13 protein-coding genes are annotated in these 16,081 nt (G+C 70.6%); 7 read left to right on the forward strand and 6 right to left on the reverse strand.

Annotation, left to right across the window (positions count from 1 at the left end; all coding sequences use genetic code 11):
* Positions 1 to 15: 15 nt before the first annotated feature.
* Together GO308_RS09295 and GO308_RS09300 are read left to right on the forward strand one after the other, a co-directional pair.
* Complete coding sequence (locus GO308_RS09295) at positions 16 to 2,433, forward strand: DUF2309 domain-containing protein (protein WP_240885270.1); 2,418 nt, start codon at positions 16 to 18, stop codon at positions 2,431 to 2,433.
* A gap of 1 nt (position 2,434) precedes the next feature.
* Complete coding sequence (locus GO308_RS09300; RefSeq protein ID WP_066482963.1) at positions 2,435 to 2,710, forward strand: hypothetical protein; 276 nt, start codon at positions 2,435 to 2,437, stop codon at positions 2,708 to 2,710.
* 17 nt (positions 2,711 to 2,727) lie between these two features.
* On the opposite strand, the gene GO308_RS09305 is transcribed toward GO308_RS09300, so the two are convergent.
* Entirely contained in the window at positions 2,728 to 3,993 is a 1,266-nt protein-coding gene (locus GO308_RS09305) for a methyl-accepting chemotaxis protein (protein WP_066673203.1), read from the reverse strand.
* A 259-nt stretch (positions 3,994 to 4,252) separates the two neighbouring features.
* Here GO308_RS09305 and GO308_RS09310 point away from each other — a divergent pair, with 259 nt between their 5' ends.
* Positions 4,253 to 5,191: a right-handed parallel beta-helix repeat-containing protein gene (locus tag GO308_RS09310; protein ID WP_066546042.1), complete on the forward strand. Its 939-nt coding sequence runs from the start codon at positions 4,253 to 4,255 to the stop codon at positions 5,189 to 5,191.
* Here the strand turns inward: GO308_RS09310 and GO308_RS09315 are convergent.
* Together GO308_RS09315 and GO308_RS09320 are read right to left on the reverse strand one after the other, a co-directional pair.
* Positions 5,188 to 6,141: a beta-lactamase family protein gene (locus tag GO308_RS09315; protein WP_240885271.1), complete on the reverse strand. Its 954-nt coding sequence runs from the start codon at positions 6,139 to 6,141 to the stop codon at positions 5,188 to 5,190. The two genes, GO308_RS09310 and GO308_RS09315, sit on opposite strands and share 4 nt — an antisense overlap.
* Positions 6,142 to 6,298: 157 nt before the next feature.
* Positions 6,299 to 8,005, reverse strand: coding sequence for an alkaline phosphatase family protein (locus GO308_RS09320; protein WP_240885272.1), 1,707 nt, complete (start codon positions 8,003 to 8,005; stop codon positions 6,299 to 6,301).
* A 164-nt stretch (positions 8,006 to 8,169) separates the two neighbouring features.
* Here GO308_RS09320 and GO308_RS09325 point away from each other — a divergent pair, with 164 nt between their 5' ends.
* Complete coding sequence (locus GO308_RS09325; protein ID WP_240885803.1) at positions 8,170 to 10,182, forward strand: protein-disulfide reductase DsbD domain-containing protein; 2,013 nt, start codon at positions 8,170 to 8,172, stop codon at positions 10,180 to 10,182.
* Positions 10,183 to 10,206: 24 nt separating this feature from the next.
* Here GO308_RS09325 and GO308_RS09330 read toward each other — a convergent pair whose 3' ends face one another.
* From GO308_RS09330 to GO308_RS09340, 3 genes are read right to left on the reverse strand one after another with little or no spacing between them, the layout of a single operon-like run.
* Positions 10,207 to 11,205, reverse strand: coding sequence for a M15 family metallopeptidase (locus GO308_RS09330; protein ID WP_240885273.1), 999 nt, complete (start codon positions 11,203 to 11,205; stop codon positions 10,207 to 10,209).
* Positions 11,178 to 12,701 carry an ABC transporter permease/substrate-binding protein gene (locus tag GO308_RS09335; RefSeq protein ID WP_240885274.1) on the reverse strand — a complete coding sequence of 508 codons (1,524 nt, stop codon included), beginning with the start codon at positions 12,699 to 12,701 and terminating at the stop codon, positions 11,178 to 11,180. The genes GO308_RS09330 and GO308_RS09335 overlap by 28 nt, the downstream gene beginning before the upstream one ends.
* Positions 12,698 to 13,483 carry an ATP-binding cassette domain-containing protein gene (locus GO308_RS09340; protein ID WP_240885275.1) on the reverse strand — a complete coding sequence of 262 codons (786 nt, stop codon included), beginning with the start codon at positions 13,481 to 13,483 and terminating at the stop codon, positions 12,698 to 12,700. Before GO308_RS09340 ends, GO308_RS09335 begins: the two co-directional genes overlap by 4 nt.
* Positions 13,484 to 13,535: 52 nt before the next feature.
* Here GO308_RS09340 and GO308_RS09345 point away from each other — a divergent pair, with 52 nt between their 5' ends.
* From GO308_RS09345 to GO308_RS09355, 3 genes are all read left to right on the forward strand, one after another.
* A complete protein-coding gene (locus GO308_RS09345) occupies positions 13,536 to 14,321 on the forward strand; it encodes an SDR family oxidoreductase (protein WP_240885276.1) in 786 nt (261 codons plus the stop codon).
* A gap of 10 nt (positions 14,322 to 14,331) precedes the next feature.
* A complete protein-coding gene (locus GO308_RS09350; RefSeq protein ID WP_066673208.1) occupies positions 14,332 to 14,697 on the forward strand; it encodes a bleomycin resistance protein in 366 nt (121 codons plus the stop codon).
* Positions 14,698 to 14,803: 106 nt separating this feature from the next.
* Positions 14,804 to 16,072, forward strand: a complete 1,269-nt coding sequence (locus tag GO308_RS09355; RefSeq protein ID WP_066483086.1) for a nucleoside transporter C-terminal domain-containing protein — start codon at positions 14,804 to 14,806, stop codon at positions 16,070 to 16,072.
* Positions 16,073 to 16,081 lie beyond the last annotated feature (9 nt).

Genomic DNA, 16,081 nt, shown 5'->3' on the forward strand with positions numbered 1-16,081 from the left:
GATAAGGAGATGTCGATGTCGATCGCCGATCAGGTGCACGATCTGGACCGGCTGTTCGCCAGTGCGGATGCGGCCGCGCGCGCCATCCCGCCGGCCTGGCCGCTGGCCGCCAGCGTCGCGGTGAACCCGTTCCTGGGTCAGGCCGACCGGTCGCTGGCGGACACGGCGGCGCTGCTGGCGCGGGTCGCCGGTGCGCGAATCACGATGCCGCGCGCCTGGTATCGCGCGCGCATCGCCAGCGGCGCGATCCGCGATGTCGATCTGGCGGCCGCGATCGACGCCGCCGCAGCCGGCGACAGCCCGCCGCCGACGCTCGCGCGGCTCCGGGCCGCCGTCGCCGTCGACACGCCCGCACCCGCGGCATTGCCCACCGTCGCCGACCTGGCGGCGCGGGCGTCGGGCATCGACTGGCCTGCGGTGATCGCGGAGCGGTTCGGGGCATGGGCCGGCGCCTATTTCGATGAAGGCCAGGCGCTGTGGGCGGCCCCGCGCGGCAAGAGCGCCTATGCCGCCTGGCGCGCAGTGGCGACCCACGACCTGACGCCCGAGATCGTCGGCTTGCGCGGCTTCGCGGCCTTCGTCGCCGACCTGCCCGACGCGTCGACCGACGCGATGATCAGCGCCGCCGCCCGGCTGGGCCTGGGGGGCGCGGCAATGCCGACCTATTTCCACCGCCTGCTGACGACGCTCGGCGGCTGGGCGCACACCGCGCGCTACCGACTGTGGCAGGCGCAGCTTGCGGGCAGCGGCGACGATACGATCACCGACTTCCTGTGCATCCGCATGCTGTGGGAGGACGCGCTGCTCGAACATTATGCGCCACGGATCGCGGCCGACTGGACGGCCGCACTGGCGGACTATGCGCGCCCGGTCGCGCCCGACATGGATCAGCGGATCGACGCCATTCTTCAGGACGCCAGCGAACGTGCGGCGCAGCGCCGGCTGGCCGAAACGCTGGCGGCGGCGGCGACACCGCGCACCGCGGTCGCGCCCGCGATGCAGGCGGCGTTCTGCATCGACGTGCGATCGGAGGTGTTTCGCCGCGCGCTCGAATCGATCGATCCGGCGATCCGCACGCTGGGCTTTGCCGGCTTTTTCGGGCTGACCGCATCGCATCGCCGCTTCGCCTCCGATGTCGCCGAACATCGCCTGCCGGTGCTGCTCAACCCGGGGCTGGCATCGACCGCCACCGACACCGCGCTGATCGATGCCGACCGGACGGCCCGCTTCCGTCACCGGGCGGCGCGCGCCTGGGGCCGGTTCAAGCTCGCCGCGGTCTCGTCCTTCGCCTTTGTCGAAGCCGCGGGCCCGGCCTATGTCGTCAAGCTGGTCCGCGACGCAATCGGCGTTCGGGGCGGTGCTGGCGTGGATGCGCCCGCGCCCCGGCTCGACCCCATGCCCGATCCGGCCGACCGCGTCACCATGGCGGCGACGGTGCTGCGCGCGATGTCGTTGACCGACGGCTTTGCCCCGCTGGTGCTTCTGGTCGGGCATGGTGCGAATGTCGTCAACAATCCGCACGCAAGCGCGCTGCATTGCGGGGCGTGCGGGGGCTATCCCGGCGACGTGAATGCGCGTTTGCTGGCGGCGCTGCTAAACGACCCGGTGGTGCGCGACGGACTGGCCGACCAGGGGATCGCGATCCCGGCGGACACGCGCTTCGTCGCCGCATTGCACGACACGACGACCGATGCGGTGCAGCTGTTCGCCGACGACGAGCCGGCAACCGCGCATTCCGACCGGATCGACCAGGCGCGCGCCTGGCTCGCTCGCGCGGGCGCGCTGGCGCGTGGCGAGCGCGCGCTGCGCTTGCCCGGCGCACGCCATGCCGATGCGGTCAGCCGCCGCAGCCGCGACTGGGCACAGACGCGACCCGAATGGGCGCTGGCCGGGTGCCAGGCGTTCATCGCCGCCCCGCGCGAGCGCACCGCCGGCCGCGACCTTGCCGGCCGGGCCTTTCTCCACGACTATGACTGGCACCGGGATACCGGCTTCAAGGTGCTGGAGCTGATCCTGACCGCGCCGGTGGTGGTCGCCAGCTGGATCAGCCTGCAATATTACGGGTCGGCGGTTGCGCCCGCCCTGTTCGGCGGCGGAAACAAGCTGCTGCACAATGTGATCGGCGGCATGGGCGTGGTCGAGGGCAATGGCGGCGTGCTGCGCGCCGGGCTGCCCTGGCAGTCGGTGCATGACGGCACCGCGTTGATGCACGAGCCGCTGCGGCTCACCGTCTGCATCGCCGCGCCCATCGACGCGATCACTGCGGTCCTCGAGCGCCATCCCGATGTCCGCGCCCTGTTTGACAATGGCTGGCTGCATCTGTTCGCGCTCGACGACCAGGGGCGGATGACCGCGCGCTATCGCCCCGGACTGGCATGGGAGGCAGCAGTTGATGCCCCCGCAACCCCCGCGCGCGAAACGGAGCTCGCCTGACATGGCCGGTCATGATGCGATCGGGCGGCGGCCGCACCTCGCCCAGCTCCGCCCCGAGCCCGAGCTGGCGCTCGCCCGCGCGGACGCACATATTGGCTGGGCACTGGCGCAGCCGCAGGTGAGCGACTGGCTGAAGGCAGCGCTGCATTCCGCGCGCGGACACGATCCGGTGGCGCTGGAAAACGATGTCGAGCTGCTGCGCCAGCTGATCCTGCCGCGCACCCGCGCCGCGCTTGCGCTCGCAATGGCCCCGGCAACCCCGATCGACGACGCCTAGGACGCCGCTTCGCGACGTCAGACGGCGCGGATCTGCTCGGCGAAATGCGCGCTTTCGGCCGCGAGCTGGCGGGCGCCGGCAAAGACGCGCTTGGCGATCAACAGCATCGCCTGCGCTTTTTCCGCCGCGCTGCGGGCGGTCGCGTTGATCGCCTCGGCGTCGTTGCCGATGGCGCGGCTGGCATCGTTGGTCTGGTCGGCGTTGAACGCGATCGTGCGGGTGGCGGCCCGTTGCTGTTCGACCGCCTGCTCGATCTCGATCGAGTGGCCGGCGATCTGTCCGATCGCGGTCTCGAAGCGGGCATGGCTTTTGGCGACTTCGTCGACCGCGCGCGTGATCTCGGCGATATAGCTGCCGACCCGTTCGGCGGCGATCGCGGTCTGGTTGGACAGCGATTTCACCTCGTTCGCCACGACGGTGAAGCCCCGCCCGGCCTCGCCCGCGCGCGCGGCCTCGATCGTCGCGTTGAGCGCAAGCAGGTTCACCTGGCGGGAAATCTCGCCGATCAGCAGGATCACCGAGCCGATCGACTGGGCGGACACCCTGAGTTCCGCGGTCTGCGCGCTGCCCGCGGCGACCAGCGCCACCGCCTCGCCGGCGGTCCGCCGTGCCTCACCCGTCCGCGCCGCGATCGATTCGAGCGCCTGCGCAAGGTCGTGGCCGCGCCCGGCAATCTCCTCCATATGGACGCTGGTCTGCGCGGCGGCGGCGGCGACCGCGGCCGCGCGCGTGCTGGCGGTTGCGGCGCCGTCCGCCACGCGTGCGGCCTCGCGCTCGAGCATTTCGGACTGCATGTCCATCGTGTCGCCCAGCGCCGCGACCTCGCGGTCGAAACGGTCGGCCGCGGCTTCGATCTGCTCGGCCCTTGCGATCCGCCCTGCGGCGCGGTGGACTTCCCACTCCGCGGCGAGCAGCGCGAGCCGGCGATTGGTGAGGATGCCGAACAGCCGGTCGCCGCGCAGGATCACCATCCCTTCGCTGCCGCGCCCGACGCGATATTGCTCCAGCGCTTCGCCGATCGACACGTCATGCTGGACCGCCGGGCAATCGCGGACGTGCGGCGTGAGATCGCCGCCATAGGCCGGATTGCGCAGCAGCGCGTGGCCAAAGGGGTTGAGCAGCAGGCGGCGGACATCGCGCTCGAAAATCGCGCCGCGCGGCCGCCCCAGCGGGTCGAGCACGGGCAGCAGCCGCAGGTCGGGATTGGCCTGGAACCGGTCGATGACGCTGATCAGCGTATCCGCGGTCGTCGCGTGCGCCGGGCTGCGCTCGGCCGGGGACATCCAGTCGGAAATCCGGTCGGATCGCGATGGTGCCGGGGGGATCCGGGCGGGGGCGGGAAGCGTCGACATGCGCGGCAGGCTTAGGGTTTGGATCGTAAACGACAGTTTAGGATTATGTTACGGTTCAGCGACAAACGGCAGTTTCTTGCGGGTTTTTGCGCTTCATTCGCGGGGCGTGCCCGATCGGGACTCGATTAACCCTCCTTCGCGCTTTCGCGGCACCCGCGCGCGAGGGATGGGTGACGGCGAAGGAGCGAAGATGCGACACGCCTTGATCCCGATGCTGGCCGTGATGCTGGCCGCCCCCGGCATCGCGCAACCGCGCGCCGCCGGTCCGTTCACCATCGCGGAAACGGGCGAATCCTTCCGCACGCTCGACGATGCGGTCGGCGCGGTCCGCGACGGGCGCGCGACGATCCTGATCGCGCCCGGCGTCTATCGCGAGTGCACCGTCCAGAGCGGCGGGCACATCACCTATCGCGCGGTCGAGCCGGGCACCGCGATCTTCGATGGCGTGGCGTGCGAGGACAAGGCCGCGTTCGTCCTGCGCGGTCGCGGGTCGGTCGTCGACGGCATCGTCTTTCGCAACCTGCGCGTGCCCGACGGCAACGGCGCGGGCATCCGGACCGAGATCGGTGACCTGACCGTCGTCAATTCGATGTTTCTCGACAGCCAGGAAGGCATTCTCGGCGGGCATCCGAGCGGCCAGAAGATCGTGATCGACCAGTCGACCTTTGCCGGACTGGGCCAGTGCCACGAAACCGAGGACTGCGCTCATTCGATCTATCTCGGCAACGAAGGCAGCGTCACGATCACGCGGTCGCGGTTCGAGCGCGGACGCGGCGGCCATTACGTCAAGATGCGCGTGCCCAACGTCACGATCCGCGATTCGAGCTTCGACGACAGCCGCGGGCGCGCGACCAATTACGCGATCGACCTGTCCGAGGGCGCGCGCGGCATCATCGCGGGCAATCATTTCGTCCAGGGCCGCAACAAGGAAAACTGGACCGGCTTCATCGTCGTCGGTGCGGAAAAGCACACGCATTCGTCCGCGGGCCTGCGCGTCGAGGGCAATGTCGCGACGCTCGCCCCCGGCGAGACGCGCAGCCCGGCCTTCGTCGCGGTCTATGGCAATGAACCGGTGGTGCTGGCCAACAACCGGCTGGCACCCGGCATCCGCGCGCTGGAACGACGCTAGCGCCGCGCGTCGGCCCGGTCCGGCTGGCGCACGGCCGGTGCGAACGCGGCGATCAGTTGCGCCGCCGCACGTTCGTCCCGACGGGGCCTGCCGTTCATCGCCACCACCGCCACCCGGTCCCCGTCGCGGACGACAAGGGCGAAGGCGCCCTCGATCGCACCGAAATGACTGAGCACGCCGCCGCGCCACACGCGCCAGCCCAGCCCGTAATAGCTGGCATCGCCCGGCACGGCATAGGCCGGACGGGTCCGGACATAGGGGTCGACCGGCCCGGCAGCGAATCGCCAATAGTCGCCCGCGCTGCCGCTCCAGCCACCCCCCGGACCCAGTGCCCGAAAATTTGCCGCGGTCCAGGACGAGGGGTGCCTGACGCTCGGCACGCCGCCATAGCGAAGCGCCGCACCGCGCGGCGCAAGCACCGTGCGATGCACCTGGTCGGCATAGGATCGTCCCGAAACGCGCGCGATCACCTGGCCGAGCCGGCAATAGCCCAGATTCGAATAGGCGTAGCGCGTGCCCGGCGCGAACTGCGCGGGCGGCATCCGGTCGGCGATGGCTTCGCAGCGGTCCGCAGCGGTCAGGCCGAGGCGCGCCGACGACGCGGGATCGCCGATCGGGTCGAAGGTCGCCACGCGGTCCCATCCGCCGCTGTGCTGGAGCAGATGGCGCACCGTGATGCCGGGGCCCGCCTCCGCAACCGGAGTGTCGAGGGTGAGGCGGCCTGCGCGCACCAGCCCCAAAACCGCCGCCGCGGTGAGCGGCTTCGCGAGGCTGGCGAGGCGAAACCGGTCATCGGGGCGCATCGGCCGATCGGGCGTCGCCATGCCGATCGCGGTCAGCACGGGCTGTCCGCCGACCCGACCGGTCGCCACCACCGCCCCGGCAATGCCCTCGCGCGCGAGCAACCCGCGTACCTCCGCGATCAGCGCGCGCTCGGGGCTCCGGGTCATCCCATGCCTGGTCAACGCCCCGATCAGGGCGAGGATCGCCAGTAGGGCGACCAATCCGGCGCGCCGCCGCAGGCCGAACGAAAGGATGGACGATGTGCGTGCCACTCCGCCGGTCTAGCGCCGAACGGCTAAGGTCCGGTGAAAGCGCCGACCCAAGTCAGGGACAGGTGCTCGCCGTCGTCACGTCGAGGTCGCGGCACTGACCGTCGATCTCGTTCGCAGGCAGCGGCAGCTTCAGCATGCCGGCCAGTGTCGGCGCGATGTCGGTCGTGCTGATCGCCAGCGGCTGTTCAAAGCCGGCCATCCCCTTGCGCCAGAACAGGATGGGCACGCGGCGGTCATAGTCCCAGATGCTGCCATGCGTGGCGACATAGCCGCGCGAGGCGTCGGGGATCGGCGTCACCCGCTGCTTGAGCACGACCACGAAATCGCCCGCCCGGGCCGGATCGAACGCGGCGCGCGCCCGCTCGATCAGTGTCCAGGCGTCGGGCGAACGCTGGCGGGGCAGCGCGGTCGCCAGAATCTGGGCGCGGGTGAACACGGTCTCGACCTGTTCGTGCGCGGCATAGCGACGCACGGCGGCATCGACGACACGGCGGCGGTCGGCCGGGCTCAGCGCGGGGTCGACCCAGACATCGCCGCCCGCGCCGCCCCACATCAACTGGCCGGTCAGGCCCAGCTCGCCGGCAATCGCCTTGCCCATCGTCGCCGGCGCCAGCGCCGGGTCCAGGCGGGTCGCGTCGGCCGCGCTCTGGATCCGGATGCGTTCGGGCAGGTCGTGCCCGCCATGATCGGCGGTCAGCACCGCCAGATAGTCGATGCCCGCCGCATCGAGCACCGCGAAGAACTGGCCGAGATCCTCGTCGAGCGACATGAGCTGCAGGCACATCTCGGTGCCCTGGTTGCCGAATGTATGGCCGACATAGTCGGTCGCCGACACGCCGACCGCCAGGATGTCGGTCGCCTCGCCTTTGCCCAGCCCCATGTCCTGGACCAGCCCCGCCGCCAGCGCGAGCGTTGCGCCGTCGAGCGCGGGCGACGCACGAAAGCCGCGCGCGTCGCCCGGCGCGCGCTGGAACCGGCCCGTACCGACGCTGTTGCCGCCACCGATCGCGATCGGCTGATCGACGCGCGCACATGCCGGCGGCAGGTCGAGCGGCGGCTGGCCCTGCGCGATCAGGCGCGCGACGGCGGCGTTCGTGCGATCGACCACGGGCAGCGTGGCGCGGCCTTTGAACGTCGCGAACTGCTTGCCGTCCCACCACCAGCTCTGGTCGGTGCGGCCGCCGCCCATCATTACCGCGGCGCGATCCTTGCCCGCGACGGCGACGTTGCGCGATCGCGGGTTCGCCGCCTTCAGCCGCTCGCCGAGCACCGGCACCTTCAGATGCACGGCGGAAACCGTATAGTCGGACGACGTGCTGCCCGGCGCGGTTTCGTCCTCCGCGCAATAGACGCTCTTGTCGGCACGCGCGGCGTTCAGGTCGGTCCAGTTGTTGGCGATGATGCCGCTGCGATAAGGCAGCGCCCCGGTCAGGATCGTCGAATGGCCGGGACAGGTCTCCGTCGCCGCATGCCCCTGGTAGCCGGAGGGAAACACCACCCCGCTCGCCATGCGCGCCAGCCCGCCAGTGAAATGCGGCCGATATTGCGCGAACAGGTCGGCGGCGAACTGGTCGACCGAGATCGCGACGATCAGCCTGGGCGGGGCGGCGGGCGCAGCCGCGGGTCGATCGGCTGCCGGTGCGCGGGCGGGCTCGGCCGCGGACGCGTCGCTTTTTTGCGGCGCGGTCTGTGCATGTGCAACCATCGGTGCCGCGAGCGCGAACAACAGGGCGGGAGCATGGTGACGAAGGACGCGCATCGAATATCCCAACTGCTTTTTCGGATCGCCCGCGCTATGTTCCAACGCGCCGGGCTGGGCAAGGATGACGCATGGGTTCTGGATATTTCGGCGCGATGACAAGGGCCGCCTTGCGCCGGCTTTCGATCGTCACGCTGCTGCTCGTCACGCCGTTCGCATCGGCGATGGCGCAGGAGGAGCTGCCCGGCCCGCATATCGCCATCGACCTGATCGCCGAAACCGATCGTCCCGCGCCGGGGCAGGAAGTGACGCTCGCCTTCGCCTCCACCCCGCAGCCCGGCTGGCACGGCTATTGGAAGAATCCGGGCGAGGCTGGCATCGAGACCCAGCTCGCCTGGACGCTGCCCACAGGGGTCGCGGTCGGCCCGCTGGCCTATCCTGTGCCCCAGAAGCTGCTGATCGCGGGCATCATGAACTATGTCTATGAAGGGCCGTTCACGCAATTCGCGACGGTCCGGATTCCCGCCGACGCGGCGGTCGGCACGCGCCTGCCGCTGCGGGTGCGCACCGATTACCTGGTCTGCACCGACGAGATCTGCGTCCCCGAAAGCGCGGAACTGTCGACCGTCCTGACCGTCGGCGACGGCGCGATCGATCCGGCGCGCCGCGCGCAGTTCGACCGCTGGCGTCGCGCCCTGCCCAGGCCGATCGGATCGCCCGCGACCTTCGCGGTCACCGGCAGCGGTGCCGATGCGCGCGTCCGCATCGCCATCCCCTACCCGGCCGACGCGCCGCTGGGCGACCCCGCCGCCGCCTATTTCTTTCCGCTGACCACCGGCGCGATCGATTATGGCGCGGCCCAGACCGTGACGCGCGACGGCGACAGGCTGCTGATCGACACCGTCGCGGCGGGCAGTCCAACGGCGATCGAAGGCGTGCTTAAGCTCGGCGAAGGCGACGGGTTCCAGGTGCGCGCGGCCCCCGGCGCGGTGCCGACGACCGCGGGCGGCGGCGGTGCGGTCGACTGGCAGCTCGCCGCGCTTGCCCTGCTCGGCGCGATCGCCGGCGGGCTGATCCTCAACATCATGCCATGCGTCTTTCCGATCCTCAGCCTGAAGGCGCTCAGCCTGGCCAAGGCGGGCGAGAGCGACGCGCATGCCCGGGCGGAGGGCCTGGCCTATACCGCCGGCGTCGTGCTGGTCTGCGCCGGGCTGGGCGCGATGCTGCTGGGGCTGCGCGCGGCCGGTGCCACCGTCGGCTGGGCCTTCCAGCTTCAGGACCCGCGCGTCATCCTCGTCCTGCTGCTGCTGGTCAGCGCGATCGCGCTCAACCTGGCGGGGCTGTTCGAGCTGCCGACCCCGCAATTCGCGGCGCGCGCCACGGGCGGCGGGACAAAGGGCGCGTTCGCCACCGGCGCGCTTGCCGCCTTCATCGCGACACCGTGCACCGGCCCGTTCATGGGCGCGGCGCTCGGCGCGGCGCTGATCCTGCCCTGGTGGGCGGCGATGCTGATCTTCATCGGGCTGGGACTCGGGCTGGCGCTCCCCTTCCTGCTGCTCGGCTTCGTCCCCGCGCTCCGGCGGCGGCTGCCGCGACCGGGACCGTGGATGGACAATTTCCGCAAGGCGCTGTCGGTGCCGATGTTTCTGACCGCGCTTGCGCTCGCCTGGATCCTCGGGCGACAGGCGGGGGTCGATGGCATGGCGCTCGGGCTGGGCGCGGTGCTGGTCGCCGCGATCGGACTGTGGTGGACCGGGCGACGACAGGCGGGCGGCAAGGGGCGGCAATGGCTGCCCGCGGTCCCCGCGCTCGCCCTCGCGCTTGCCGCGACCGCGCTCGTCCAGCGTGCGCCCGCCCAGGCGACCGATGCGGTCGCCGCGCTGCCGGACGCACAGGCGTTCAGCGAGACGAAGCTGGCCACCTTGCGCGCCGAAAACCGGCCCGTTTTCGCCTATTTCACCGCTGACTGGTGCGTGACTTGCAAGGTCAATGAAAAGGCCGCGATCGAAACCGCGGCGGTGGCGAGGGCGTTCGGCGACGGCAGGGTCGCGGTGCTGGTCGGCGACTGGACCAATGGCGACCCCGCGCTCGGCCGCTTCATCGAACGCCACAACCGCGCCGGCGTGCCGCTCTACCTATGGTACGCGCCGGGCAGTGATGAACCCAAGGTGCTGCCGCAAGTGCTGACTCAGGCGATGCTGACCGATCTAGCCGGCGGAGGAAAAGCCGGGGGGTGAGCGTCGTGTCGGCCGCGCGCCGGCTCAGCCGCCCAGTTCGGCAAAGGTCGCGGTGCCGACCGGATAGTCGCGCCAGGTTGCGTGGTCGAAATGCCACCATTCCTCCGGGATGACCGCAAAGCCCTCCGCTTCCATCGCGCGCCGCAGCAGGTCGCGGTTCGCGCGCGCCTCGGTGGTGCCGCCGCGAAAGTCGGCCGCCGCGCGGTGCGAGAATTCGTCATAGCGGCTCGGCATCGGCACGATGCGCCCGGTCGCCAGCTCGGTCAAGCCCAGATCGACCGCGCAACCGCGATTGTGGCGCGACCCCTGCGCGGGATCGGCCACGAATTCGCGGCTTTCGGGCGGCGTCGCTTCCCAGAACATCCAGGTCGCGTACCAGGGCCGATACGCGTCATAGATGACCAGCCCGAAGCCCTGCGCACGCAGCGCCCCCAGCACGCGGCCCAGCGCCTCGGCCGCCGGCCGCTGCAAAAATGCGCCCGGGCGGTCATAGACCGGCAGCCCCATGAAATTGTCCGCGGTCGCATAGCGGATGTCGAGGCGCAGCCCCGCGCCGGTCAGCGCGACAAGGTCGGCCGCACGCGCGCCGGGCTGCGGCGCGGGCGGGGTGGCGGCGAGCGCCCGCTGGCGCAGCGCCGCCGGGTCGGCGCGCACCGCGGCACGGATGCGCGCCTGCGCCTCCGCCCCGAAATCGCGGCGCGGGTTAAGCAGGCCATTGATCACCACCGACTGTCCGCCCTCGCTGAAATACAGCCTCCGCCCGTCGACGGCGCGCCACACGCCGGGTTCGGCCGGGGTCAGCATGCCGTCCAGCCCCATACCGATCGCGAACAGCGCGCCATCCGCCTCGCCGATCGTCACGAACCGTTCGGGTTCGCCATAATCGCCGATCAGGTCCATGCCGTAAAAGCACCGGTCCTGCGCCCAGCCCGGCGTGGCCAGCATCAGCGCCGCCCCCGCACCCAGCCCGCCACGCAACACTGTCCGCCGCGCAATCATCGTGCGATCCGCCGATTGAGCCATGTCGCCACCTCGCCTGCACCCTGCTTGTCGGTATCGCGGTCGACCCGGTAATTCGCCTCGCGCATCGCTTCGACCGGAATCGCGCCGACCAGCGGGCGCAGCGCCGCCAGAAAACGTTCGTCCTGCGTCCGCTTGGGCGCGACCAGCAGGATCGCGTCATAGCCGGGGATCGCGCCCTTGGGATCGCTGAGCACCGCCAGCCCCTGCGCCGCGATCCGCCCGTCGGAGGAAAAGGCGGAGATGACATCCGCTTCGCCGCTGTCGATCGCGCGATACATGAAGGTCGGATTGTACGCCCGCGCCGAGGCGAAACGCAGCCCGTAGGCGTCGCGGATCGCCCGCCATTCGCCGCGCTCCAGAAATTCGAGGTCTGCGCCCAGCTTCAGCCCCGGTGCGGCGCGCGTCAGGTCATCGAGCGAGGCGATATCGCGCGCCTTTGCATCGTCACCGCGCATCGCGAAGGCATAGGCATTCTCGAACCCCAGCGTGCCGACCAGCCCGACGCCGTGCCGCTTCCGCGCCCATGTCGCCACGCCCGCGACGATCGCTGCGCGGCCAGGTACATCCGTGCGCCGCATCTGGTTGGTCCAGAGCGTCCCCGAATAGTCGACATAGACATCGATGTCCCCGCCGGCGAGCGCGGCAAAGGCGACACCCGATCCCAGCCCCTCGCGATAACTGACCCGGTATCCCGCCGCTTCAAGCCGCTGGCCGATGACGCGCGCCAGGATATATTGCTCGGAAAAGCCCTTGGCCCCGACCACGACGTCGCGCGGGGGCGTGACGAGCAGCGGTGCGACCGCAACCGCCAGGCCCGCGCCGAGCAGCGCCACGCTCGCCCATAATTGTCCGCGCCGCCGCGCCCGGATCGCCCCTTCGGCCAGCCCCAGCAGCGCGTCGACCGCGATCGCCAGCGCGGCGGCGGCGATGCAGCCCGCGAGCACCAGCGACCAGTTCTGCGTCTGCAGCCCGGCGAAGATCAGGTCGCCCAGGCTCGGCTGGCCGACCGTCGTCGACAGCGTCGCCGCCCCGATCGTCCAAACGGCCGCGGTGCGGATGCCGGCCATCAGCACCGGCGCGACCAGCGGCAGCTCGACCAGGCGCAATTTCTGTCCCGCCGTCATGCCTACGCCATCCGCCGCCTCCAGCACTGCGGGGTCGAGATGGGTCAGCCCGGTCACGCCGTTGCGGACGACCGGCAGCAGCGCATAGAGGCTGAGCGCGAGCAGCGACGGCAGGAAGCCGAGCGCCGGGATGCCGCCCCCCACCAGCCCCGACAGCCACAGCAGCACGGGATAGAACAACGCCAGCAATGCAAGCGCGGGCACGGTCTGGATCAAGCTCGCGAGCGCCAGCACGATGCGCGCCACCGCCGGCCGCCGCGCCGACCACAGGATCAACGGCGCACTGACCACCAGCGCCAGCATGAGCGCGGCCGCCGCGAGCAGCAGGTGGCGGGCCGCAAGCTCGGGCACGCGCGCGAATGCCTCGATCATCCGCGCGCCTCGATCTCGGCCAACCGGTGCGCCTGGTCGCGCGGCACCGCCACCAGCGCGTCGGCGGCGGAACCCGCGCGGCCGGCCAGCAGCTCGGCGGGCGTCGCATCCGCGACGATTGCACCATCCGCCATTACCAGCACGCGGTCGGCGAGCAGCAGCGCTTCGGCCATGTCGTGCGTGACCATCAAGGTCGTCAGCCGCATCCGATCGTGCAGCGCGCGGATCGCCTTGCCCAGCCCGTCGCGCGTCACCGGATCGAGCGCGCCGAACGGCTCGTCCATCAGCATCAGACGCGGCTCGCAAGCGATTGCACGCGCGACGCCGACGCGCTGGCGCTGGCCTCCCGACAGCGCATCGGGCATCCGCGTGGCGAGGTCGGGGCTGAGTTCGACCAGCTCGAGCAGTTCGGCGACGCGTGCCGCATGATTGCGTTCACCGCTCAGCCGGAGGCCGATCGCGATATTTTCCCCGACGCTCAGATGCGGGAACAGCCCGACATTCTGAAACACATAGCCGATCCGTCGGCGCAACAGATGCGCGGGTTCGGCATCGACCGCGCGCCCATCGATCCGGACCGCCCCCGCGCTCGGCTCGACCAGCCGATTGACCATCTTGAGCAGCGTCGACTTGCCCGACCCCGACGTGCCCACCAATGCGACGAAGCTGCCGCCGGCAATGTCCAGCGTGACACCGCGCACCGCCGTCACCCCGCCCGGATAGGTCTTGGCCGCGCCGTCGAATTGCACCGCCGGGCCGGGATCGTGGTTTTGCGCTGGCATTGAAGCGGGTTGTGCGGGAAGGATGACGGAAAATCAAAGGGGAGAGCATCGCGTGGCGGCAAGCGTCGGCAAATCGGCATTCATCACCGGCGGCGGGTCGGGCATCGGCCGCGCGGTCGCCCGCCATTTCGCCGCGCAGGGCTGGCGGATCGGCGTCGCCGACATCAATGCGGCGGCCGCGACGGAAACCGTAGCAATGCTGCCCGAAGGCCGGGCGGGTACTTACATCATGGACGTACGCGACCGGGACCAATGGCGCGCTAGCCTGGACGCCTTCACCGGCGGTGCGGGGCTGGACCTGTTGTTCAACAATGCCGGCATTCCGATGGGCGGACCGTTTGCGGATACCAACGCCACCGACCTGGAGCGCACGATCGCGATCAATTTCACCGGCGTCGTCCATGGCGCGCATATCGGCTATCATTATCTCAGGCTGTCGCCCGGATCCTGTCTGCTCAACACCGCGTCGGCGGCCGGGATCTACGGCACCGCCGGCGCGGCGATCTATTCGGCGACCAAGTTCGCGGTGCGCGGACTGACCGAATCGCTCGAGGCCGAGTGGCGGCGCGAGGGAATCAAGGTGCGCTCGCTGATGCCCAGCTTCATCGAAACCCCGCTGCTCGACGGCGGCATCGTCGGATCGAACCTCAACATCCGCGAGCGGGTGACGTCGGCGGGGCTCGAGCTCACCCCGGTCGAGGAAGTGGCCGAGGCCGCATGGCGCGCGGTGCATGGCGACGACGTGCATACCGTCGTTGGCAAGACCGCGAAGCGGATGCGGTTCGCCGCGCGCTGGATGCCCAAGCAATTGCGCCGCCAGGCCTCGCGCGGCCTGTGAGCCGGGACCGATGAGCGACCGCGCCACCCCCAACCTGCCGTCGCGCGACTTCGACGCGACCGAAGCCTTCTACGCCGCGATCGGCTTTGCGACGCAGTTCCGCGCGTCGCACTGGATGATCCTGACGCGCGGCGATCTCATGCTCGAATTCTTTCCCTATCCCGACCTCGATCCGTCCGGCAGTTCATTCGGCTGCTGCCTGCGCGTCGACGACGTCGACGGGCTCCATGCCGCCTGTGTCGCGGCGGGGGTCCCGCACGCCCGCACCGGCATGCCGCGCGTCAGCCCGCCCGTGCGCGATCCGGCGGCCGGGCTGCGCATCGGCTATCTGGTCGATCCCGACGGCACGCTGCTGCGGCTGGTGGCCAACGCCTGACCGGGCCGCGTCCCCTCTGGCCGCGCGCGCAAATCGCGCTATGGTCGCCGCGCACGCGGGCCGGGGCACGCGCGCTTTCGTCACGCCAGGGGACAATTTCACCCGAATGACCAGGTTCCTGATCGGCATCGCCGGCATCATCGTCATCCTCGCCATCGCCTATGCCCTGTCCGCCAACCGCCGTGCGATCCGCCTGCGCGTCGTCGGCGCGGCGTTCGCGCTCCAGGCCGGCATCGCGCTGCTCGTCCTCTACGTGCCCGCCGGCAAGGCGGTGATCGCGGGAATGGCCGGCGGCGTGTCGGCGCTGCTCGGCTATGCGAGCGAGGGGACCAAGGTCATTTTCGGCCCTATCGCCACCGACGCGACCTTCGGCACCGCCTTCGCCGTCTCCGCCCTGCCGGTCATCATCTTCTTCGCCGCGCTGGTGGCCGTGCTTTATCATGTCGGCATCATGCAGATGGTCGTGCGCTGGATCGGCGGCGCGATCGAAAAGGTGATCGGCGTATCGAAGGTCGAATCGCTGTGCGCGGCCGCCAATATCTTCGTCGGACAATCCGAATCGCCGCTGGTGATCCGCCCCTATCTCGCCTCGCTCACCCAGCCGCAGATGTTCGCGGTGATGTCGGTCGGCATGGCGGGCGTCGCGGGCACCATCCTGGCGGCCTATGCCGCGCTGCTGGGCCCCACCGCGCTGCCCTATCTGCTCGCGGCGTCGTTCATGTCGGCGCCGGGCGGGCTGCTGATGGCCAAGATGCTGATGCCCGACGATCCGCTCGCGCCGACCGGCGAGCTGCCGCTGGGCGACGACCGCGAGGCGCAGGTGATCGTGGCGGCCGAACATGTCGCGGAGGAAGAGCGCGCCGCCAACATCATCATGGCCGCCGCGATCGGCGCGCAGACCGGCGTCAAGATCGCGGTCGCGGTCGCCGCGATGGTGCTTGCCTTCGTCTCGCTCGTCGCGCTCGCCAACGGGCTGCTCGGCGCGGTCGGCGGCTGGTTCGGCCAGCCCGATCTCACCTTTCAGGCGATCCTGGGCGTCATCCTGTCGCCCGTGACCTTCCTCCTCAACATCCCCTGGAGCGAGGCGCAGGCAGCGGGCGGCCTGCTCGGTACCAAGGTCGTGCTCAACGAGTTCGTCGCCTTCGCCCAGCTCGGCGCGACCGAGGGGCTGAGCCCGCGCACCGCCGGCATCATTACCTTTGCGCTGTGCGGCTTCGCCAATTTCAGTTCGATCGCGATCCAGATGGCGTCCGCGGGCAGCCTGGCCCCCAATCAACGCCCCGTGATCGCAAAGCTGGGCATCCGCGCGCTGATCGCGGGCACGCTCGCCAACCTGATGTCGGCGGCGCTCGCCGGGATGCTGCTGCCGGGCTGAACGCCGCGC

The organism is Sphingomonas sp. SFZ2018-12, from assembly GCF_022496715.1.
Taxonomy (GTDB): Bacteria; Pseudomonadota; Alphaproteobacteria; order Sphingomonadales; family Sphingomonadaceae; genus Sphingomonas.